The 20,967-nt window shown below is 56.1% G+C and carries 15 protein-coding genes, 3 tRNA genes and 3 pseudogenes; 15 read left to right on the forward strand and 6 right to left on the reverse strand.

Annotated features, from left to right (window positions below; translation table 11 throughout):
* Positions 1-295: 295 nt before the first annotated feature.
* On the forward strand, positions 296-2,350 hold the full coding sequence (gene gyrB, locus C5L39_RS09685) for a DNA topoisomerase (ATP-hydrolyzing) subunit B (RefSeq protein WP_123048710.1): 2,055 nt from the start codon (positions 296-298) through the stop codon (positions 2,348-2,350).
* A 76-nt stretch (positions 2,351-2,426) separates the two neighbouring features.
* Here gyrB and C5L39_RS09690 read toward each other — a convergent pair whose 3' ends face one another.
* The 3 genes from C5L39_RS09690 to C5L39_RS09700 all read right to left on the reverse strand — a co-directional run bounded on the left by C5L39_RS09690 (position 2,427) and on the right by C5L39_RS09700 (position 3,627).
* The gene (locus C5L39_RS09690) at positions 2,427-2,867 is read right to left on the reverse strand and encodes a DUF6918 family protein (protein WP_123048711.1); all 441 of its coding nucleotides are present in this window, start codon (positions 2,865-2,867) and stop codon (positions 2,427-2,429) included.
* Between the two features lie 257 nt (positions 2,868-3,124).
* Positions 3,125-3,418, reverse strand: coding sequence for a TetR family transcriptional regulator (locus C5L39_RS09695; protein WP_123048712.1), 294 nt, complete (start codon positions 3,416-3,418; stop codon positions 3,125-3,127).
* On the reverse strand, positions 3,415-3,627 hold the full coding sequence (locus tag C5L39_RS09700) for a CopG family transcriptional regulator (protein ID WP_123048713.1): 213 nt from the start codon (positions 3,625-3,627) through the stop codon (positions 3,415-3,417). Before C5L39_RS09700 ends, C5L39_RS09695 begins: the two co-directional genes overlap by 4 nt.
* Before the next feature lie 123 nt (positions 3,628-3,750).
* Between C5L39_RS09700 and gyrA the strand changes: the two genes are divergently transcribed.
* The 4 genes from gyrA to C5L39_RS09720 all read left to right on the forward strand — a co-directional run bounded on the left by gyrA (position 3,751) and on the right by C5L39_RS09720 (position 6,965).
* The gene (gene gyrA / locus C5L39_RS09705; protein WP_123048714.1) at positions 3,751-6,348 is read left to right on the forward strand and encodes a DNA gyrase subunit A; all 2,598 of its coding nucleotides are present in this window, start codon (positions 3,751-3,753) and stop codon (positions 6,346-6,348) included.
* 3 nt (positions 6,349-6,351) lie between these two features.
* Entirely contained in the window at positions 6,352-6,696 is a 345-nt protein-coding gene (locus C5L39_RS09710; RefSeq protein ID WP_123048715.1) for a DUF3566 domain-containing protein, read from the forward strand.
* A gap of 112 nt (positions 6,697-6,808) precedes the next feature.
* A tRNA-Ile gene (locus C5L39_RS09715) sits at positions 6,809-6,885 on the forward strand.
* A 7-nt stretch (positions 6,886-6,892) separates the two neighbouring features.
* Positions 6,893-6,965, forward strand: a tRNA-Ala gene (locus tag C5L39_RS09720).
* Between the two features lie 147 nt (positions 6,966-7,112).
* Here C5L39_RS09720 and C5L39_RS09725 read toward each other — a convergent pair.
* A pseudogene (locus C5L39_RS09725) lies at positions 7,113-8,307 on the reverse strand (IS1249 family transposase).
* Positions 8,308-8,585: 278 nt separating this feature from the next.
* On the opposite strand from C5L39_RS09725, the gene C5L39_RS10985 reads away from it, so the two are divergent.
* From C5L39_RS10985 to C5L39_RS10895, 4 genes and pseudogenes are all read left to right on the forward strand, one after another.
* Positions 8,586-8,708 (forward strand): hypothetical protein, encoded by a 123-nt coding sequence (locus tag C5L39_RS10985; protein ID WP_484029505.1) that lies wholly within the window; start codon positions 8,586-8,588, stop codon positions 8,706-8,708.
* An 835-nt stretch (positions 8,709-9,543) separates the two neighbouring features.
* Positions 9,544-9,714: a hypothetical protein gene (locus tag C5L39_RS10745; protein ID WP_165858031.1), complete on the forward strand. Its 171-nt coding sequence runs from the start codon at positions 9,544-9,546 to the stop codon at positions 9,712-9,714.
* 610 nt (positions 9,715-10,324) lie between these two features.
* Positions 10,325-10,741: pseudogene (locus tag C5L39_RS09735) on the forward strand (transposase family protein); the annotation flags it as partial.
* Between the two features lie 106 nt (positions 10,742-10,847).
* Positions 10,848-11,371: pseudogene (locus tag C5L39_RS10895) on the forward strand (recombinase family protein).
* Here the strand turns inward: C5L39_RS10895 and C5L39_RS09745 are convergent.
* On the reverse strand, positions 11,361-12,854 hold the full coding sequence (locus C5L39_RS09745) for a hypothetical protein (protein ID WP_126268754.1): 1,494 nt from the start codon (positions 12,852-12,854) through the stop codon (positions 11,361-11,363). The pseudogene C5L39_RS10895 and the gene C5L39_RS09745 sit on opposite strands and share 11 nt — an antisense overlap.
* A 204-nt stretch (positions 12,855-13,058) precedes the next feature.
* Here C5L39_RS09745 and C5L39_RS09750 point away from each other — a divergent pair.
* Together C5L39_RS09750 and C5L39_RS09755 are read left to right on the forward strand one after the other, a co-directional pair.
* Positions 13,059-13,119: transfer RNA gene (locus C5L39_RS09750), tRNA-Ser, on the forward strand.
* Between the two features lie 242 nt (positions 13,120-13,361).
* Positions 13,362-14,279 carry a cation diffusion facilitator family transporter gene (locus tag C5L39_RS09755; RefSeq protein ID WP_123048718.1) on the forward strand — a complete coding sequence of 306 codons (918 nt, stop codon included), beginning with the start codon at positions 13,362-13,364 and terminating at the stop codon, positions 14,277-14,279.
* Between the two features lie 99 nt (positions 14,280-14,378).
* On the opposite strand, the gene C5L39_RS09760 is transcribed toward C5L39_RS09755, so the two are convergent.
* Positions 14,379-15,125, reverse strand: a complete 747-nt coding sequence (locus C5L39_RS09760; protein ID WP_126268755.1) for a hypothetical protein — start codon at positions 15,123-15,125, stop codon at positions 14,379-14,381.
* Between the two features lie 357 nt (positions 15,126-15,482).
* Here C5L39_RS09760 and C5L39_RS09765 point away from each other — a divergent pair, with 357 nt between their 5' ends.
* The 4 genes from C5L39_RS09765 (at position 15,483) to C5L39_RS09780 (ending at position 20,163) form a co-directional block, all read left to right on the forward strand.
* Complete coding sequence (locus C5L39_RS09765) at positions 15,483-16,472, forward strand: methylenetetrahydrofolate reductase (RefSeq protein ID WP_123048720.1); 990 nt, start codon at positions 15,483-15,485, stop codon at positions 16,470-16,472.
* Positions 16,473-16,567: 95 nt separating this feature from the next.
* The gene (metE, locus tag C5L39_RS09770; RefSeq protein ID WP_123048721.1) at positions 16,568-18,883 is read left to right on the forward strand and encodes a 5-methyltetrahydropteroyltriglutamate--homocysteine S-methyltransferase; all 2,316 of its coding nucleotides are present in this window, start codon (positions 16,568-16,570) and stop codon (positions 18,881-18,883) included.
* A gap of 28 nt (positions 18,884-18,911) precedes the next feature.
* Complete coding sequence (locus C5L39_RS09775; RefSeq protein WP_123048722.1) at positions 18,912-19,436, forward strand: peptidylprolyl isomerase; 525 nt, start codon at positions 18,912-18,914, stop codon at positions 19,434-19,436.
* Positions 19,437-19,515: 79 nt separating this feature from the next.
* Positions 19,516-20,163 (forward strand): rhomboid family intramembrane serine protease, encoded by a 648-nt coding sequence (locus tag C5L39_RS09780; protein ID WP_245974970.1) that lies wholly within the window; start codon positions 19,516-19,518, stop codon positions 20,161-20,163.
* Positions 20,164-20,967 lie beyond the last annotated feature (804 nt).

The following is a 20,967-nucleotide window of genomic DNA, read 5'->3' on the forward strand; positions in this document are numbered from 1 at the left end:
GTAGCGCGTGGCGGAGGAATTTGGGGGTCCTGGGGGTGTGAGGATGGCGGTTCCTACTCCTGCACCCAAGACCACCCAGGACCCCCTCATCTCCGCCTCACCGACACGTCAGTGGACGCCCGCTACGCACTCCGGATCCGGAAGGGCCAGAAAACGCCCAAAAATATCTGGTTATCCATTCAAAAACGCGTGTCAGTGGCCCTCGGAGACGTTTAGGGTCTTGGCTGGTAGGCACCCACAGGGTGTAGAATGAATAAGTCTGAAACTAACTGCTAGCGAGGAGTGCTCGTTCAACGTGGCTACCGCTGATAACCATTACGATGCATCATCGATCACCATTCTCGAGGGTCTCGAAGCTGTACGTAAACGCCCTGGAATGTACATCGGTTCAACCGGTCCCCGAGGTCTGCACCACCTGGTATGGGAGGTCGTGGATAACTCTGTTGATGAGGCAATGGCGGGTGAGGCTACCAAGGTTGATGTAACCCTGCTGGCTGATGGTGGCGTCCAGGTGGCCGATGATGGCCGTGGTATTCCGGTCGAAATGCACCCCAGTGGCGCACCAACCGTTCAGGTTGTCATGACCCAGCTGCACGCCGGCGGCAAGTTCGACTCTGATTCTTATGCGGTTTCCGGCGGCCTCCACGGCGTCGGTATTTCCGTGGTCAACGCCCTATCCACTCGCGTTGAAGCGGATATCAAGCGCGATGGAAAGCACTGGTTCCAGAACTTCAATTACTCCATTCCGGAAGAATTGGTTGAGGGCAATAATGCCCGAGGAACTGGCACTACGATTAGGTTCTGGCCGGACGCTGAGATTTTCGAGACCATCGATTTTGACTACGACACGATTGCGCGTCGTCTTCAGGAGATGGCTTTTCTCAATAAGGGACTGACGATCACCCTCAGGGATGAGCGTGTCAGCGAGAAGGAATTGGAGCTTGAAGCTCTAGCTGAAGAAGGCGATACCGCTACTTCTTTGGACGGTCCTTCCTTCGACGACACCGAGGTCGTAGACGTTTCTGCCGGCGAGGCGCCGAAGCCGCCGAAAAAGCGTGAGAAAAAGACTGTCTATCACTACCCGGACGGCCTAGCCGATTATGTCGACTACCTCAACAAGAGCAAGACCAAGATTCACCCGTCAATCGTGGCTTTTGAAGCCAAGGGTGATGATCATGAGGTCGAGATCGCAATGCAGTGGAACTCCGGCTACAAGGAGTCCGTGCACACTTTTGCTAACACGATCAACACGCATGAGGGCGGCACTCATGAAGAGGGTTTCCGTTCTTCGCTGACCAGCTTGATGAACAAGTATGCCCGCGATCATAAATTGATCAAGGACAAAGAACCCAATGTGACCGGCGAGGATTGCCGTGAAGGCCTAGCTGCCATCGTGGCAGTGCGCGTGGGTGATCCTCAGTTTGAGGGTCAGACCAAGACCAAGCTGGGTAATACGGAGATCCGTTCTTTCGTTCAGCGCATGGTCAATGAGCATGTGGGCCATTGGTTGGAAGCCAATCCGGCGGAAGCTAAGGCGATTGTTAGCAAGGCAGTTTCCTCCTCCCAAGCTCGTATCGCCGCACGTAAAGCTCGGGAACTGGTCAGGCGCAAGTCTGCTACCGATTTGGGCGGACTGCCCGGCAAGCTCGCTGATTGTCGTTCTAAGGACCCAATTGCCTCTGAGCTCTACATCGTGGAGGGCGACTCCGCAGGTGGTTCTGCGAAGGCCGGCCGTGACTCGATGTACCAGGCGATCCTTCCGCTGCGAGGAAAAATCCTCAATGTTGAGAAGGCTCGAATGGACAAGGTACTCAAAAACGCCGAGGTTCAAGCCATTATTACGGCACTGGGTACCGGTATCCATGAGGAATTTGATGTCGCTAAACTGCGCTATCACAAGATTGTCCTCATGGCTGACGCCGACGTCGATGGCCAGCACATCGCAACCCTGCTGCTGACTCTGCTATTCCGCTTCATGCCGCAGCTGATCGATGATGGTCACGTCTACTTGGCTAACCCACCGCTTTATAAGCTCAAGTGGTCTAAGGGCGATCCAGGATTCGCCTACTCGGATACCGAGCGCGACGAATTGGTTGCCGAAGGTCTGGCCGCTGGTCGCAAGATCAACACCAATGATGGCATCCAGCGTTACAAGGGTCTCGGTGAGATGAACCCCTCCGAGCTCTGGGAGACCACCCTAGATCCGACCGATCGCATCCTGCGCCGAGTCGATCTAGTCGACGCCCAGCGTGCCGACGAGCTCTTTTCCATCCTCATGGGCGATGACGTCGCTGCCCGGCGATCCTTTATCACCCGTAAGGCCAAGGATGTCCGCTTCTTGGACGTCTAGGAAGCTCGGCTGAACTAGTTTTTAGCGCCGCCACTGAAATACTCAGTGGCGGCGCTAAAACGCTATCTAAGGGTAGTTAAGCCATGTGCTTTTGCAGGATGCGGCCAAACTCTGGGATAGCTGGTTCGATGAACTTTGCACCTTTTCCACGCAAGCCGTTATAGGCCTTAGCCAGTGGGGCGATAGTGATCTGCTCGGCGTTTCGGTCAGCCACTGACATCACTGAGTCAACTACTTGGCTGCTACGACCTGCGAGAAAGTCTCCGAAATCCTCCGTGGGAGCGTCCTGGAAATCTTGCCAGTGACGTTCTAACTCACCGAGGATCTCTGGCAGTAGACGGTTAACACCTTTGGTGATGATATTTGAGTCAAGCTTCTTGGCGGTAGCGATCGCACCCTTAAGCGCGATGCCTGAAATACCAGATTGTTCAGCGACCGTGGCATCAGCAAAAGTGGCTAGGTCGGCGGCAACTGCGGGGCGAGTGTCCTCGTTGAGCAGCTGGGACAAGTTAGACATGGGGGATACCTTTCCGGTCGAATCCGATGAGATATCCAGTCTAGGAGGGTTTTTGCTTGGTGGTTGATAGCAAACAGTCTAAGTCGCTCGAGCAAGCATAGAAAAGATGGAAGTTGTGATTCTTCCGCCATAGTCACTTTGGTAACACTAGTTAACTATAATCACAACGATCGCCAACTTTACACAAATGTCATCGGTTTTGTGTCGACATGAGTTCAAGACTTTTTGGTAGCAATATTTGCTTCATGCGGGGCAATTTAGCTGCTTAAGCGCCGGTAGATCTTTGTGCAGGCGTGAGCGAACTCGACATTCTTCCCGCTTAAGGGTTCTAGAAGGACCAGCGTCTGCGCCAGTGCAGTTTCAGCGGCTGTGGGGTCGGCATGTACCGCAATGCCCTCGATTCTGGCGCCAGGAACTGCGGCGGCCGCCACCAAGGCGGAAAAACTGCGCACCCGAACTCTGTGAACTTCACAAAACTGATCGGCAATGATCAGTAGCTGCTCGGGGCTTAAACCTGCGATCGGGGAGTGCAGCGATGTGGTTTGTTTCATGGGCGGGCTTGGCGGATTGTGGCCTCTAGGTTCGTGCGGCCAGGAATGAGATCGCGGGCAAGTTGAGCTACCACCTCGTCGTTGAGGAGTCGGGCGGCAGCGGAAGCAATGGCGCGCACGGCAGCTTCGTGTTTGCTTGATCCTTGTGCTTGAGCCAGTAGTGCTAATGCGCGATCTTGTTCGGGAGTGAGTCTCAACGTCATGGCCATGCCTCAGTGATACCAGAATGGTGGCAGATTCTGGAGATCGGGGCGTCGATAAGCATACTGAGAGCCCTTGTGGAGGTATGGGGGCTAAGATAGAGGTATCTAAACCCCTACAAGAAGGTGACTATGAGCGACGACACCACCGGTGGCGAGAAACTCTTCGACCGTGTCCTCCCGATTGACATCAACGAGGAGATGCAGACTAGCTACATCGACTATGCGATGTCGGTCATTGTGGGCCGTGCACTGCCCGAGGTGCGCGATGGTATGAAGCCCGTCCACCGCCGCATTATGTACGCGATGTTTGACTCCGGCTACCGCCCGGAGCGTGGTTATGTAAAGTCCGCCCGTCCGGTTTCTGACACGATGGGTCAGTTCCACCCGCACGGTGACGTGGCAATTTATGACACTCTCGTGCGTTTGGCCCAGCCGTGGAACATGCGTTATCCGCTGGTTGATGGCCAGGGTAACTTCGGTTCTCGCGGCAATGACGGCCCCGCCGCCATGCGTTATACCGAGTGCAAGATGAGCCCGTTGGCCATGGAAATGGTCCGGGATATTCGTGAGAATACCGTCAATTTCTCTGCGAACTATGACGGTAAGACTCAAGAGCCAGACGTTTTGCCGGCTCGCGTTCCCAACCTGTTGATGAATGGTTCCGGCGGCATCGCCGTCGGTATGGCCACCAACATCCCGCCGCATAACCTCAATGAGCTGGCTAATGCCATCTATTGGCTGCTTGAGCATTCCGATGCGGATGAGAAGGAGGCCCTCGAGGCCTGCATGTCCTTCGTCAAGGGCCCGGATTTCCCGACCTCCGGTCTGATCGTCGGTGACTCAGGCATTAAGGATGCTTACACCACCGGCCGTGGTTCGATCCGGATGCGCGGTGTGAGCTCCATCGAAGAGGTGGGTAACCGCCAGACCATTGTGATTACTGAGCTGCCTTACCAGGTCAACCCAGACAACCTCATCGCCAATATTGCTGAGCAAGTTTCCAACGGCAAGCTTGCTGGCATCTCCAAGATCGAGGATGAGTCCTCCGATCGCGTGGGCCTGCGCATTGTGGTCACCCTTAAGCGTGATGCTGTGCCGCGTGTGGTGCTCAATAATCTGTTCAAGCACTCTCAGCTGCAGACCAACTTCGGCGCCAATATGCTCTCCATCGTTGATGGGGTGCCGCGCACTCTGCGGTTGGATCAGATGCTGCGCTACTACGTCGCGCATCAGATCGAGGTCATTGTCCGACGGACCCAGTACCGCCTTGACGAGGCTGAGAAGCGTGCTCACGTCCTGCGCGGCCTGGTTAAGGCCTTGGACATGCTCGATGAGGTCATTGCCCTGATTCGCCGTTCCCCGACGGTCGATGTGGCGCGTACCGGTCTAATGGAGCTTCTCGACGTCGATGAGATCCAAGCCGATCACATCCTCGCGATGCAGTTGCGTCGCTTGGCTGCTCTAGAGCGCCAGAAGATCGTCGATGAGCTCGCTGATATTGAGTTGGTCATCGCTGATCTCAAGGACATTCTGGCTAGCCCTGAGCGCCAGCGCACGATCGTTCACGACGAGCTGGAGGAGATCGTCTCCCGCTACGGCGATGAACGACGTACCCAGATCATTGCCGCCACCGGCGACGTATCTGAAGAAGACCTCATTGCCCGGGAGAACGTGGTGGTCACCATCACCTCTACCGGCTACGCCAAGCGCACCAAGGTTGACGCTTATAAGTCTCAGAAGCGGGGTGGAAAGGGTGTGCGCGGAGCAGAGCTCAAGCAGGACGACATCGTCAAGCACTTCTTTGTCTCCTCCACGCATGACTGGATCCTGTTCTTTACCAACTTTGGCCGTGTTTACCGGCTCAAGGCCTATGAGCTTCCCGAGACCTCTCGTACCGCTCGTGGCCAGCACGTGGCCAACCTGTTGGAGTTCCAGCCGGAGGAGCGGATCGCTCAGGTTATTCAGCTTCAGTCCTACAATGATGCTCCTTACCTGACGCTAGCTACCGCTCACGGTCGAGTGAAGAAGTCCCGTCTGACGGATTACGAGTCCGCTCGTTCTGCTGGCTTGATCGCCATTAACTTGGGTGAGGATGACCGGCTCATCGGTGCTGTCCTGTGTAGCGAAGATGATGATCTTCTCTTGGTCTCTGAGCATGGTCAGTCCATTCGTTTCACCGCCAGCGATGATCAGCTGCGACCCATGGGTCGGGCCACCGCAGGCGTCAAGGGCATGCGCTTCCGTGATGATGACCAGCTATTGGCCATGAGCGTGGTCCGCGACGGTGACTACCTACTGGTGGCTACCTCCGGCGGCTATGGCAAGCGCACTCCGATGGCCGACTACTCGGCTCAGGGCCGTGGCGGGCTCGGTGTGGTTACTTTCAAGTACACCCCCAAGCGTGGCCGCCTTATCGGCGCACTAGCCGTCGATGAAGACGATCAGATCTTCGCTATTACTTCCGCCGGTGGCGTTATTCGCACCGAGGTCAACCAGATTCGTCCTTCCTCGCGCGCGACGATGGGTGTGCGCCTGGTCAATCTTCAAGATGACATCGAGCTTCTGGCTATCGATAAGAACGTCGAGCATCAGGGCGAAGAGGCTGCAGAGGCCGTTGCTAAGGGAGACGTTGATGGACCAGCTGATCGAGCTAAGCGCAATCAGGGCAAAATAGAGGGCGTTGCGGGCGTAGAGTCAGATGAAATCAACCCGGATTCCAAGGAGTAACGCATGCCGGCACGAGACGTAGCGGTCACTCGCATCTCGCCCCTGTCCGCCTTCCGCGTCGGGCTCGCCATGTCCCTAGTGGGACTGGTGGCCTGGTTACTAGCGGTAGTTCTGCTCTACTTCGGGATGGGCGCGGCGGGAGTCTGGGATCAAGTCAATTCCCTTATCGGTGGTGTCGGCGGGGACCAGGTCATTACCTTCGGCATGGTTATCTCCGTGGCGACGCTGCTGGGCGCGATCGGGGCAATTCTTACCAGCGTTCTAGCTCCGCTGTCTGCAGTGATTTACAACGCCATCGTTGACCTATTTGGCGGGCTGACAGTCAGCCTGCAAGAAGAGGCTGAATAGAGTTTAGATCTGGCTTTTTAAGGTGTCGCTTGGTGGCAGCTTTATTGCTGTTAACCAGGCGATTTGCCTTAATCTCGGGCTAGTGTGTAATGTTACATTTCGTTCCCAGCAAGGGCCTATAGCTCAGTCGGTTAGAGCACATCGCTGATAACGATGGGGTCGCAAGTTCGATTCTTGCTAGGCCCACCAGGGACATGGGGCATTAGCTCAATTGGTAGAGCACCTGCTTTGCAAGCAGGAGGTCAGGAGTTCGATTCTCCTATGCTCCACAGATAGAAAGATAGATCAGGGTCATCTTCCAGAAAGTTGGAAGGTGGCCCTTTTCTTATGCGCTGAGCAGATCGGGGGTTAAGGGAGGGTTAAGGGACAAAAAGTGTGTCGATCCCGGGCGTGTCCGCTGGCTTATCTCCCTAGGTTTAGCGTCCTGCCCAGCATTTCTGGATGCCCATAGCGTGCTGATAATCAGAATCAACCGCTGTGTTCTCGTACCCTGCAGGTGCACCGATCTCGTTGTTATCTAGGTGGGTGCTTTCATGCTCTGTCAAGCAACGCTCCCTGGAAAGTGCAGCTTGACCCCATGATTGACTCCTGGTGACCTGGACTGGGTCGTCAGGAGTCTGTGTTTTTAAATGCAACCGCCAGTCAACGACTGTGCGTTGATGCGGTGTCGATAAACCACGATGCCGGCGAGCAAGCTCTTTGATAGGCGCGTTGAACCCGTCTTCTAGAACATTGGTGGTTGCCGCGAATAAGCCGGGATCACATGCCTGGGCTGGGTGCTGGAGGTAGTTAAACAGCAGGTTGCGCCGGCAGAGCGATAACAATGAGCGATAAGCCGCGCGAACCTGTTTGTGGGTAAAGACCTGCTGATACCGGCGTGTGACTGGGTCTTGGACGGTGGTTTTGTGGTTGAGCCAGTCGTGGTAGATAGCACCGAAGTCCTGCAGGTTTGCTACCCATTGTGCTGCGTGGTCCAGGGTGTGGATCCTGGTGAGTGTCAGCGCTAGATGGTAGATACTTTTTCCTGCTGCGGTACGTGGGCGGCTGGTGGTGTGGCGGCGAACAGCGCGTTGGGCGTGGACTTGAGCAGCGTTGGATCGTGGTGGCCGGCCAGAGTGCTGTGATGGCTGAGTAGGCACCCTGGCCGCCGTCGATGACGACCATCAGGGGTGCGGGGATGTCGTTGATAAGTTCGCGGTAAGCGGCGGCGTTTTCGGTGTGTGCCCAGCACCAGTTGATGACGTGGGTGGTAGTGGAAGCGATGAGCAGGCATCCGCTGGCCATGAAGGTCGCGTCCATGAAGATCTGGTCGTGGATGCGCTGCGTATCGATAGATGAGGGTGGAGTGATCCACCAGCATCACTGGAAACAGCGGGATAGGGTTGCCCTGGTCGTGTGATGGGTTTGTGCGCAGTGGGTGAGGGATTGGTCGCTGGTGGCCCAGGTGATGAAGGTTCTCATTGTGGTGGCGTTGGGGTGGTCTTGTTGGGTGGTGCGTAGGAAGGAGTGTCCGCAGTCGGTGCATCGTCAGCGGGTGGTTGCTTTGCTGGTGGTGCCGTTCTTTTTTGTTGTGTGTCCGCATATCGGGCAGCGTGGTCGGTTTCTGCTCACCTGGATATGAAACCGATGGGTGCTTAGCACGGGTTCTAGGTGTGGTCGGTGAGGGTGGTTGGTATTGCTCTGTGGGAGCAATATATCCCTGATATTGGTGGGTTAGCCTGGGTTTATCAGGAATTCCCGACACATTTCTTGTCCCTTAACCCAAGGAAAGATTCCCTATGGTATGACAATCCGTCCGTCCTGACTGTCCGACGGAGGACATGAGTAATTATGGCACGGTTATGGCACGCAATTTCTGAGGTTCGACACGGAACCTGCCTAGCAGACGGATCCAGGTTCGATATCTTGGACCGGACGGAAAAATCTACAAGGCACCCGACACATTCCCGGACAAACTCGCTGCTCTCGCATGGCTGGGGGATGTGCGGAAGACCATCGATCTCAGATCCTGAGAGCCGCAGGCGCTGGAGAAGGTGAGGGGCACTGTTCCAACGGTGGGCGAAGCCGTGGGACATTGGCTGTCAGTGATGAGGGCCGGTGTGCGTGATTCGACGTACGCCACCTACTCAGCGGTGGTCACCAACCGCGTGTTGAACGATTAATCCCTGTGTGCGGTCCTCGTTGGCCGGCTCACGGTGGCAATGGAGGGGGAGTGGTGGGATCGCATCGTCACCCGGTTGGCTGGATACGTCACCCGGTTGGCTGGATACGTCACCCGGTAACCGCTCCGCATACGAGAAGCTCCGCGTGGCTATCGCGAGGGCAGCGAAGTACGGGTACCTTGAACACAACGTCGTGAACCTCCGAGCTGCGCGCCAGTGGGTGAAGCCGAAGACCAAGGAACTGCCGGCTACCGCTGACATACTCTCGATACTGAACAAGACTCCGCATTGGTACCAGTTAGTCACTGTGTTGTGTCTGTTCCACGGTCTGCGCCTCGGAGAAGCCCTGGTGATCCGGAGAGGCAATATCTCCCTCCGGAGCCGAATCCATCACAGTGGAAGGGAGCCGTGTCCGCGCCCAAGACTAAGATGGGCATTCCACAATGGTCCACCATGAGCCGAAGGCACAGGCCGGCTACAGGACGGTTCCCGTGCTGTCTGAGTTCATCCACATTGTCCGCGATCACGTGGGCACCTAACAAGCCCGATGAGGGCTGCTACGCCACCACAATCGCTACTGAGGGAGCCTGTGATGGACCACGGTGTACCGGAAAAGGTCTTCCCCGCGGCCCCGGACCGCGCAGGGGTCACCGCGCGGATCACCCCCCACTACGAGCGTAACTAGTTGAATACCCGGCTCTCTGAAGCCGGAGCCACCCCGAAGAAAATTGGTCGGGTCCTCGGTCAGGAGAGCATCTCCACCATCGTCGGTGTCTACATGTGTGTCCGGGAATTCTGCCCCGCCGAGCTCATGAAGAGAATCGACACCGCAGACGACAACCCGGGATCGCCCTAGGCTGCTCCACGGTGGAGTTAGGCGCGGCCGGGTCTTTTCTTCCTTGCTGGGTACCTTCAGGGTGCCGTGTGCGGTCGGTCGCTGACTCTTCGGCCAGCTCCACCACTTACCGATGGTCGGAACCTTGGTGATTCCTCCGCTCCTTAACCGGCCACCGCAAGAAGGGTAAAGCTTGGTGCCCTCCCTCTTTGGGTGTTTGATCCACTGGCCAGTGAGAGGCCCGGTGTTTCTCACAACAGCCGAAGACGATCGTCCCCCACCCGGGGGACCGTGAAGTCACGGATGCTCTCTTTGTCTCAGTTCGGATTAAGGACCGCCGAAGCCGGTCCGTTCATCTTCACTGCGCTGAAGGGAGAAGAACGAAGTTCCCCGATTGCAGGAAACCTCACTTAAGGAGATCTATAAGAGGGCGGAACTTGCAGATTTCATCGCTCTGAACTGGGAGTTTGTTCAGCGTTGCAAGTTCGATCGCAAGTTAACTGGTTCTTCACGATCTAGAGTGCGTAGCTGACCGCGGGCTAGGGATCGGGGTGGCACAACATGCCGGGGCCCTGACAGGTCACAAGATGAGAGTTACGACGCTTCCACCCAGCCGAACCAAGACCCTACTGTGCATTATAGTGGCAACCTTGTCGCCGACACCCTCTGCCAGAGCGGGCGAAATCGGACTGAAGATCACAGGTGCGACCGATGCCGGAAATATCACCATCATCGACGCCACAGCGGTGGCCGTGAGCAACGCCTGTACTGAATGTTCCCGACGCGGAGAGCTTCGAGACTATGTCACCCGACAGCTCGTAGATCTTCCCGTCGTCGGGTTCCCTACCCGTCTGCACGTCAGCGTCCGCGCTTCACCTGCACGGACACCATCTGCGACAGGAAGATCTTCCAGGCCACACTCAGATGCGCCGATGATGGCGCGAAGCTGACCCACCGGGTCACCCGATGGGTCCTCTAGCGCCTGGCCATCGACCGAATGAGTGTGTCCGCCACGGCGAAATCACTCGGGATGGGCTGGGAACTCGTCTAATAGGTCGCCGTCGATGCCTGCCACAAGCTGGTCTACGATAACTGGCTCTTCACGATTTAGAGTCTAATTAGATATTCACCAACCGGCGAACAGGACACACGCCATGTGCGTCGAATATCAGCGAGTTAGCACCATCGACCAGAACACAGAGTGACATCTCGATGGCGTGGCCGTCCAGCGTATGTACATCGATAAGGCCAGTGGTAAGGACGCTAATTGTCCTGAGCTTGTGCGCTTGCTTGATAATGCGCGCGAGGGGGGGGGACATTACGAGTTGTTCACTCGATGGATCGCTTGGCGCGAAACCTTGAGGATCTGCGCCGGGTGGTTCGTGAACTCACGGGCAAGGGTGTTGCGGTGGAATCTCATAAAGAAAACTTGAAGTTCACGGGTGAAGATTCTCGGATGAACACGCTCTTGCTCTCGATGCTTGGTGCCGTGGCTGAATTTGAATGATCCATGCTCCTCGAGCCACAGCGCGAGGGAATCACCATTGCCAAGGCCAAGGGTAAGTACAAGGGTCACAAGACGGTGCTGTCTTCTGAACAGGTCGCTGAACTCAGAGCCATGCGCCAGGCCGGGGATTCCGTAGCCGCGATTGCCAAGCACTTTGGTATCAGTCGGTAGATGGTCTAGAATTATTGTCCTTAGCTGCCTGCTGAGCCCTCCAGAATGCTTCCCCTTTGAGAGGCTTCTTTCGCAAGTTCCAAACTTCAGATAACGGGGCAAAAAACAAATCCTGCTCGATGGAAACTCCCGTTTCTTTCTCAAGTCGAACTTCTCTAAAGCCACCTGATTCGGAGACCACCTCGAAGGGAAGAAACATCATCGCGTAAGCTCCCGATCGGGACAGCGCGCTTAGTTGTACGCCTTCTTTACGCTCCGGATCAAGTGATGCCGGGTATAGAGCTCCATCTCTTGTGGTTCTAAACTCCGATACCCAAGTTTCGTTAATCATTACAACTGTATCCGCGCTACATCTCATAGCGGTGTATGCAATTTCAGCGGCGATCGCGCGTTTACCCTGCGCATCTAAGGTCATGTGGATACGAGTATCGACTTGTATCCCTGATCGGAAATAGTGGCTGAACCAACCGTGGTCCTCGCCAGAGAGCAAGATTCCTTTCGCAATTTCTGAGTATACGGAAAGCAGAGTTCGAAGCTGTTCCGGCTTTTGTGCTGTCCCGATTTTCTCGTAAGGAAATTTTGGTAGGGTCCCATACTTACCACTCATTGCGACTTCTAGGGCGACTTTAGAGTCGATTACAGCGGGCACATTTCGATACTCGGTTACTTCGCTGCCGTCGAAGTATCTACGGCGAGTGGAGCGAAAACCACGTGTGCTGGTCATGCAGGGTAGTCGACCGTCAGATTCTATGTCCTTGTAACTTTTGCATTTCGTGTTCTCAAAGGTATCTGTGCAATCTTTTTCTTGTTCTAAGGTGATCTGATGTGCACGAATTATGAGAAGTCGGAGTTGAGAGTAGCAGTAAGTGAGGACCGTTAGAATTTCATATTCTGGTAGAGATTCCTCGACCCATTGACGTTCCAAATATATAGTAATCCGCTGCTGAATGCTCAGCGGGAGATGCTCAAGGTGTAGGGACTCAACTATTTCATGCAGAGGCATTTCGACAGGTTTGGCTTCTCTTTCGTCCTTATTCTCTACTATGGATATGTTAGGGAGTGAATTCCAACTGTCAAGTTCCTTTTTTAGGATTTTGGCTTCGTCGTAATAGTCTCGAATTACTGAGACATAACTCTCGGAAAAGGTGGTTAAATCTCCTTGTTTTACAATCTTATTTCGAGATTCAACAATCCATCGTAGAAGCGAATCCTCACGCATTTTGGCTTGCTCACTTGGGTACCAATCTTCAAATTTTGATATCAGCGATTTGCTGCTTTGGAGTGCAAATGTAACGTTTCTCAAGGATTGGATTAGGGCGTTAAGGCTTATGCGAAAATCTTCAGGATCATGATAATTATCTCCGCAGGCATGCCAGTGCCGATGCGCTTCGCGTAGTTTCTTTTCGGCGCTTGAAAGGACGCATGTTGAATCGCACAGAAAATCATCATATTCGCACCATGATTGCCGAGATTTTTCTTTCATGCGTGTGATTTCCTTCCAGGGTTGTTTCGCGATCGAGGGAGCCTGCGAGTGCGGTCTTCACCGCAGTTTGGGTAAACACTCTTTCTTAGCGAGATAATAGATCAGCAGACGCTATTCGGACTATCGGAATGGCACGTGTATGGCACGCCGGGGTCTACAGTGTCGTCTCATGAGCTCGACTCTCACCAGATAATGTCTCTAGCTGCATGGTTGCTCCACCTGCTTTGCAAGCAGGAGGTCAGGAGTTCGATTCTCCTATGCTCCACAGATAGAAAGATAGATCAGGGTCATCTTCCAGAAAGTTGGAAGGTGGCCCTTTTCTTATGCGCTGAGCAGATCGGGGGATCTGGTCGCCTGAGTTTTTTTGGTGTGCGTTCTATTTGGCGCAGGGTTAGATCAAAAGGATCTAGCGTCTCGCACGTCCTGTGAAGGGGATGCTGTGGTTATCGGGATCTGCGCACACATGTTCTCTAGCCTCCGGAGTGATGGGGGACTAGCTTGGGAAGGATGGACCAAGAAGCCAGCCACGGCCACTCTCACGGCCTTGGGGATATCCATGTCGCTACCGGACCCATGGGGGCACTCTCAGTGGCTCTCGCGGTCACTGGAACAGTGTTTCTTGTTGAGCTGATCGGAGGACTGCTCTCCGGCTCGCTGGCTCTGGTCTCAGATGCCATGCACATGCTCTCGGATTCCGCTGGATTAATCATCGCTCTTCTTGCCGCACTGATCGGCCGTCGTGCAGCCACGGCGCGTGCAACCTATGGTCACCGTCGGGTAGAAGTCTTCGCTGCACTCATAAATGCGATTACCGTCAGTGCGGTTGTGGTTTGGATCCTTATCCAGGCATTCGCTCGTCTCGGAGGTGAACACGAGATCGATACCGGCTTGATGCTCATCATCGCGGTGATTGGGCTATTAGCGAATGCGATTTCCGCCTGGGTGCTATCTCGACAACAGGAGGAGAGCCTGAATGTTCAGGGAGCTTTCCTGCATGTAATGGCGGACCTGATTGGTTCAGTGGTGGTCATCATCGCAGCATTGGTGATTCGCTGGACGGGGTGGACCCCGGCGGATACGCTCGCCTCTCTGGTCATCGTGGCATTGGTCCTGCCTCGTTCATTGCGCTTGTTGTGGCAGTCCTCTGAGGTGCTGTTGGAACGAGTTCCCCATGGAGTAGACACCGAGCGGGTAGCCGAATCCTTGTCAGCATTGCCCGGGGTGGCAGCTGTTCATGATCTGCATGTGTGGTCCACCGACGGCATGACTCCGCTGGCCACCTGTCATTTAGTGATTGACCGTGACCAAGGCATTGGCGCTGGAATTTTAGATCTTGCCCAGGCGCAACTGCGTGAGTTTGGTATTGAGCACTCCACGATCCAGTTGGAGTATCCAGAACATTTGGGGCATGAGCAGATTTGTTGATCTGCTTTCAACCAGAAGAAGCCACGGTTTTGAGCGAGAGCCTCGCTGAAAACCGTGGTCCGTGGATGTTCTAGCGCTTTCCCGGCGGCTCGGGCTGGATTAGGCCTTAGAGTCCTTTTCTTCGGTCTCTTCAGTTTCTTCGCTTGCATCATCGGCGGTAGTCGGCGACTCATCCTGGTCCTCGCCAGCCTCATCCAGGGCGGCAGAGCGGTGCTTTTCTAGCTGCTCCTCGAGCGAGTTCAACAGTTCTTCATCGCGTACTGCTGGGTCCTCGGCCAGTGGCCCGGCAGTCTGCTCAGAGCCATCGGTGGGGGTCGAGGTGGAATAGACCAGAGTGGACTCGGTGGTGGTTTCCCCGGTCTCATCAGCAGCAGAACCAAGGAAGTCCTGGATGCTCGGCGGGGTCTCACCTGGCTCCGGGCGACGATTCAACCAGTAGTAGGCTGCGCCACCAGCTGCTCCCAGCAGTAATGCCAGGAGGCCGACTTTTCCGAAGCGACCCTTTCGGGATGTGGCCTTGGCCGGCTTTTCTTTCACCGGCAGGTTCTTCTTTGCTTTTTTGAGTCCCTTTCCAGCCTTATCTGCAGCCTCCTCGCGGTGTGCTTCCAATTCTTCAAGCGCCTTGTCCAAGCGGACTCGAGCCGCGCGGGTGACATTGCCGGCCTCTCTGCGGGAATCGTCGAGCAAATCTGAGGAGCGCTGCTGTAGTTGATCGAAATCAAAACCTGAAGCGGCCTCGGCGAGCCGGTCATAGGCCTCGCGAGCTTTTTCCTCGCGGTAGTTCTTGACGCGGCGGTAGGCGGCGGACGCCGTGGACAAAGCCATTTTGGCTGATGCGTTTTTCACTGGGACTCCTTGGCTGACTGGTTGCTTCTCTGCCGACCAGCCTAGCTATTTAACCGGGGATACGGCTGGGAAGCATGGCAAATTTAGAGCCCCCGACGGGTGTAATGCGTCGAGTTTTCTAAAGGGGTGAAAAAAAATGGACAGCTTGGTTCATTTTTAGGTGAAAATCGTTCATTCGTAATTATTTATATTCACCTTTTGCTAGGCTGATTGTTGCTGGTTGAGAGTATTTTGACAGATAATACCAATCCAAAAAATACCCTCCGTGAACGCTTCGCTTGCTACATTCGCAATCACTTCAGCAAACGGGCATTCTGCCCATCCGAAATAATCCACGAGAAGCAAGAAGGAGGCCACATGAACGCGCCAATGCCACGTCACCGCGCTAATTCGCGTTTTTCAGCCTCTGCTCCGTTGGATTCTTTCGACAATGAGGACACCGTTGGATTCTCGGCCCCCAGGGCTACGGCTCCGCGCCGTACCGCTCTGTCTTTCGAAGTCATGCCCCCGCGTCGCAATGCGGATCAAGAGGCTATCTCCGAGCTGCTGACCACCCTCGAGTCCTATAACCCGGACTATGTCTCTGTCACCAGCTCCCAGAACTCGGGCTGGTTGGAAGGCACGGCAGAGTTCATCTCCAAGATCTCCGCTACCACCAGGATGCGCACTTTGGCGCACTTAGCCTGCACCGCTGGCACCCGCGAGGAACTTATCGGCTGGATTAACCGGCTCATGGATGCCGGAGTGAGGGGACTGCTTGCTCTGCGCGGTGATTTCGCAGAGGGACAGCATGAACTACCTCAGGGCTATCTAGCTCATGCAGACCAGTTGGTGCGCCTGATCCGAGAATTAGAAGGTAACCAAGCTGCACGTTTCGGTGCCGGTCGCCTGGCGATCGGGGTGGCTGCCTACCCCAGCGGCCACGCCGAATCACTCAACCTTGATCAGGACATTGATGTTCTGTTGGCCAAGCAACGATGCGGCGCGGATTTCGCTATTACGCAGTTGTTCTTCGACGCGGAGGATTATCTGAGGTTTCAGGAACGCGCCCGGTTGGCGGGAGTACGCATTCCGCTCATCCCGGGAATCATGCCCATGACCTCGGTGCGCAGACTGCACCGAATGGGCCAGCTCTCCGGGCTGACCGTCCCCGACCGGCTTATTCGCCAGTTGGAGGAAGTAGGACCGGAGGGCGAACACCAGACCGGGCTCGACCTCACCGCCGAACTCGCTCAGACCGTCCTTGACGCTGGCGCTGGCGGTCTGCATGTCTACACCTTCAATAGATCCGACGTCACCGAACAACTGCTTAGCCGCATAGGCATCGCACCCCAACTTCAAAGTTGAGGCTCGAACCACCTACTGCCGGCGCCGGGAGCCCCCGCGAAAAGCAGTTTGGGTTTCATTCACCTGCACATTTTCCCGAAAGGTATTCCTAACTAATGTCTGCCACTTCTTTCCCCACCTTCACCATCGAGGGTTACCCGCGCGTTGGCGCTAACCGTGAGCTCAAAAAGGCACTGGAGTCTTTCTGGGCCGGTCGCATTGATGAGGAGACCTTTACTTCCTCCGCGCACTCCATTCGCTTGGATAATTACGCACGGCTGCGTGAACTGGGACTGAGTGAGGACTACGCCATCCCGGCCGATGTTGCTCTCTATGACCAGGTCTTGGAGACTGCAGTAACCGTCGGACTGATCGGCGGCGACGATGAGCAGATCGATCTAGTCGAGTACTTCGCACTGGCTCGCGGCAACGCTGATCGCGCACCGCTGGAAATGACCAAGTGGTTTGATACCAACTACCACTACCTCGTTCCCGAGGTTACCGAGACCGGTGCCATCACCCCTCGTGCACAGCGCATCATCGATATCGTTACCGAGGCTAAGGCTGCTGGTCACACCGTTCGTCCGTTCCTCGTCGGCCCGGTTACCCTGCTGGCATTGTCGAAGCCGGCTGAAGGCTCCAGCGCTGACTTTAATCCGTTGACCCGCCTGGCTGAGCTCACCGAGGCTTACCAGGCAGTGCTTGCCGCACTGGCCGAAGCAGGAGTCGAGTGGATCCAGCTGGCTGAGCCAGCTTTGGTCGCTGACCTGACTGTTGCTTCTGATGAAGAGCTGGCCGACTACGCTGCCACTGCCTACGGCACCATCTTGGGTGCGAGCAACCGTCCGCAGGTCCTGCTGAGCACTCCTTATGGTTCCTTGCACAAGGGCCTCGACGCCTTGGTCAAGGTTGCTCCGGAGGCCCTCCAGGTTGATCTTGCCCCGGTCACCTTGGCTGCTGACACCGATTATGTCGAGCGCGTTGCAGCTGCTGTGGCCGGCACCGACATCACCCTTGCCGCCGGCGTTATCGACGGTCGCAACATCTGGGCTGCCGATCTGCGCGAGCGTCTGAGCGTGCTCGAGGCGCTGAAGAACGGCGGCGTCGAAAAGCTCGCTGTTTCTTCCTCTGTTTCCTTGCAGCATGTGCCCCATTCCGTCGCCGTGGAGACCGCATTGCCGGTCGACGTCGCCGGCTGGCTTTCCTTCGCCAATGAAAAGATCGGCGAGGCCAAGGCCCTGGCCACCGCGCTCAACGAGGGCACCGTCGCCGCTGCCGATGATTTTGCTCGCTCCGACCGCGCAGTGCGCACCCGCAAGGAGTCTGCTCGCACCCATAACCAGGCCGTTCAGGATCGTGTTGCCGCTTTGCCTGAGGGCGAAGTTGCTCGCCAGCCTGCCTTCGCTGAGCGCATTGTCGCCCAGGAAGTCCTCGGCCTGCCGAAGCTGCCGACCACCACCATCGGCTCTTTCCCGCAGACCCCGCAGATTCGTAAGGCACGCGCTGATCACCGCGCCGGCTCGCTGACCGATGAGCAGTATGTCGATGCCCTCAAGGACGAAGTTCGTCAGGTCATCGAGCTGCAGGAGCGCCTGGGCCTGGACGTCCTCGTTCACGGCGAGCCAGAGCGCAATGACATGGTTCAGTACTTCGCTGAGCTGCTCGACGGCTTCGTGACCACCGAGTTCGGCTGGGTCCAGTCCTATGGTTCCCGCTGTACCCGCCCGTCGATCGTCGTCGGCGATGTCTCGCGCCCCAAGGCCATGACCGTCGAGTGGGCCAAGTACGCCCAGTCCCTCTCCGACAAGCACGTCAAGGGCATGCTGACCGGCCCAGTGACCATCTTGGCTTGGTCGTTCACTCGTGACGACGTCCCGAAGTCCGTCTCCGCTGATCAGATCGCCTTGGCATTGGCCGACGAGGTCAAGGACCTTGAAGAAGCTGGCATCGAGATCATTCAGATCGATGAACCTGCCCTGCGTGAGCTGCTGCCCCTGCGCGCTACTGCACGTCCGGCCTACCTCGACTGGGCCGTGCGCTCCTTCCGCTTGGTCTCCATCGACGCGACGCCGAAGACCCAGATCCACACCCACCTGTGTTACTCGGAATTCGGCCAGATTATCGACGCCGTCGCTGGTCTAGATGCCGATGTGACCTCCATCGAGGCCGCTCGTTCCCGCATGGAGCTGCTCACCGATTTGGATGAGTCCTTCCACTCCGAGATCGGCCCGGGCATCTGGGACATCCACTCTCCGCGCGTCCCGGATGTTGCTGAGCTCACCGAGCTCATCAAGGCCGCACTGGTCAATGTTCCCACCGAGCGTCTTTGGATCAACCCGGACTGTGGCCTCAAGACCCGTGGCTACGCTGAGGTCGAGCCGGCCTTGCGCAACCTGGTTCTCGCTCGCGACCTAGTGGTCGAAAGTCTCTAATCAATTCGTTTCCGTTAGGATGGCTCGCATGACTAATAAGACTGCTACCGCAACACTGAAAACCAACCGCGGTGACATCGTCATCGAGCTGTTCGGGAACCATGCCCCGGTCACCGTCGAAAACTTCGTCGGTTTGGCTGAAGGCACCAAGGAGTACAAGGCCGCTAACGCCAAGGGCGAGAAGACCGGACCGTTCTACGACGGATCCATCTTCCACCGCGTCATTGAGGGCTTCATGCTCCAGGGCGGCGACCCGACCGGAACCGGCCGTGGCGGCCCCGGCTACCAGTTCGCTGATGAGTTCCACCCGGAACTGCGCTTCGACCGTGCATACCTGTTGGCCATGGCCAACGCTGGCCCGGGCACCAACGGCTCGCAGTTTTTCATCACCGTGGGTCCGACCCCGCACCTGAACAATGCCCACACCATCTTCGGTGAAGTCACTGACGCGGAGTCCCGCAAGGTCGTCGACGCCATCGGCAAGACCCCCACCGACCGCATGGATCGCCCGACCGAGCCGGTTGTTATCGAGTCTGTCACCATCTCCGAATAAGCCTCTCGGCTTTTTCTAGCCCGCGCCGCGTTTTCTTTAGGAAACGCCGCGCGGGCTTTCTCATTTTCAGGAGCCTCTGTTGAAAAATCTGCGTCGCTGGTGGCGGGATGCTCCCGCGACCACTCTGTTCACACTGACTGCGGTCGTTGTTTGGCTGATCACCGCAGTGCAGTCGCGTTCGATTACCGCCAATCTCTCTGATTCTGCCCTGGCCGATCGTTGGCTGTTATGGGGTCCCTTGGTCTCTGCTGATGGCTTTGACTGGCTACGCGCCCTTGGGTCAGTGTTTTTGCACGTGGATTTGGGACACCTGGCGATCAACTCATTCCTCTTGGCACTGATTGGCCGAGAGATCGAGAGATATACGGGCACACCACTGTTTGTCATGGTTTTTCTCACCGGCGGGATCGGCGCTTCGGCAACTGTGTTGTGGATGGACTATCTGACACCGACAGCTGGCGCATCGGGCGCAATCTTCGCGCTCATGGTTTTGTTAGTCGGCGTGAGTCTGCGCCAGGGACGTGATTTACGCGCTCCCTTGATTCTGATCGCAGTGAACGTGGCTTATACCTTCTTGGCAGCGTCGGTATCCGTGTGGGGACACCTGGGAGGCCTACTGACAGGCGTCCTGATGGTGGGTTTTGTGATTTCTTCTCGTTCTGGGGTGTGTTGGTTCGGGGTGTCAGCAGTGTTAGCTGCGGCCTGCTTCGCAGTGGTGGCTGTTTAGAGATTTATGTAATTCACCAGGTGTGTAGATTTAGCCCCAAAGTTATCCACAGGCTGTGGGGAAAACTGTGGAATGTGGTGAATCTACACCAGTGGAAAATTAGTGCACAGCCTGTGGATAAACCTGTGCACTGTTTTCCCCACCTGCACGTTTGTTCGATATTTTCGGGAAAATCCCATTTTAGAGGCCATTACTGTGGGGTTGTTGGCCGCTTGGGCAGTAAATTACATCTTTGTGATTATCCACAGTGTGAACAACCTCTGTGGAGAACTTTTGGCGCCCGGTGCCCAAAATCCACCGGTGGATAACACGCCGAGGCTATCCACAAGCTAGTGGATAACTGGGGGATAACTGGGGGATGTGGGGGCTTGAGGCGGGTCCGATATCAGTTGGCAGGGATCACATGTTTGGCTTCTGGGCTGCTGTTGGTTGTGGACTCTTCTAGATTCTGATGCTGCACTTTCCTCCAGGCGGCCTTTGACCGGCGCCCAAAGATCACCTTCCTTTGCCTGGACAAGTGGGTTCCGAGCTTCAGATTGCTAAGGCCGAGTGAAGGTGGTTGTTTGCCCAGCAGTTGTGTCCGATAAACAGGGCTACGCGGGTTCTCCTGCGGTGCGACTAACCGGGTGGGCGTGGTGCTGGTTAGTCGCGCAGCGCTAAGGCCGAAGGAGTGGCGCTACCGGAGGCTAATTGCGGTGCGACTAACCGGGTGGTTATTTGCCCGGCAGTTGTGCTCGATAGACAGGGCTGTGCGGGTTCTTCTGCGGTGCGATTAACCGGGTGAGCGTGGTGCTGGTTAGTCGC

Source organism: Corynebacterium alimapuense (assembly GCF_003716585.1).
Classification (GTDB): domain Bacteria; phylum Actinomycetota; class Actinomycetes; order Mycobacteriales; family Mycobacteriaceae; genus Corynebacterium; species Corynebacterium alimapuense.

Coding starts and splice junctions, on each gene's coding strand:
- C5L39_RS09755 (WP_123048718.1), top strand. CDS start 13,362: ATGGACCAAGAAGCCAGCCACGGCCACTCTCACGGCCTTGGGGATATC.
- metE (WP_123048721.1), top strand. CDS start 16,568: ATGTCTGCCACTTCTTTCCCCACCTTCACCATCGAGGGTTACCCGCGC.
- gyrA (WP_123048714.1), top strand. CDS start 3,751: ATGAGCGACGACACCACCGGTGGCGAGAAACTCTTCGACCGTGTCCTC.
- C5L39_RS09700 (WP_123048713.1), bottom strand. CDS start 3,627: ATGGCCATGACGTTGAGACTCACTCCCGAACAAGATCGCGCATTAGCA.
- C5L39_RS09775 (WP_123048722.1), top strand. CDS start 18,912: ATGACTAATAAGACTGCTACCGCAACACTGAAAACCAACCGCGGTGAC.
- C5L39_RS09690 (WP_123048711.1), bottom strand. CDS start 2,867: ATGTCTAACTTGTCCCAGCTGCTCAACGAGGACACTCGCCCCGCAGTT.
- C5L39_RS09745 (WP_126268754.1), bottom strand. CDS start 12,854: ATGAAAGAAAAATCTCGGCAATCATGGTGCGAATATGATGATTTTCTG.
- C5L39_RS09710 (WP_123048715.1), top strand. CDS start 6,352: ATGCCGGCACGAGACGTAGCGGTCACTCGCATCTCGCCCCTGTCCGCC.
- C5L39_RS09765 (WP_123048720.1), top strand. CDS start 15,483: ATGAACGCGCCAATGCCACGTCACCGCGCTAATTCGCGTTTTTCAGCC.
- C5L39_RS09695 (WP_123048712.1), bottom strand. CDS start 3,418: ATGAAACAAACCACATCGCTGCACTCCCCGATCGCAGGTTTAAGCCCC.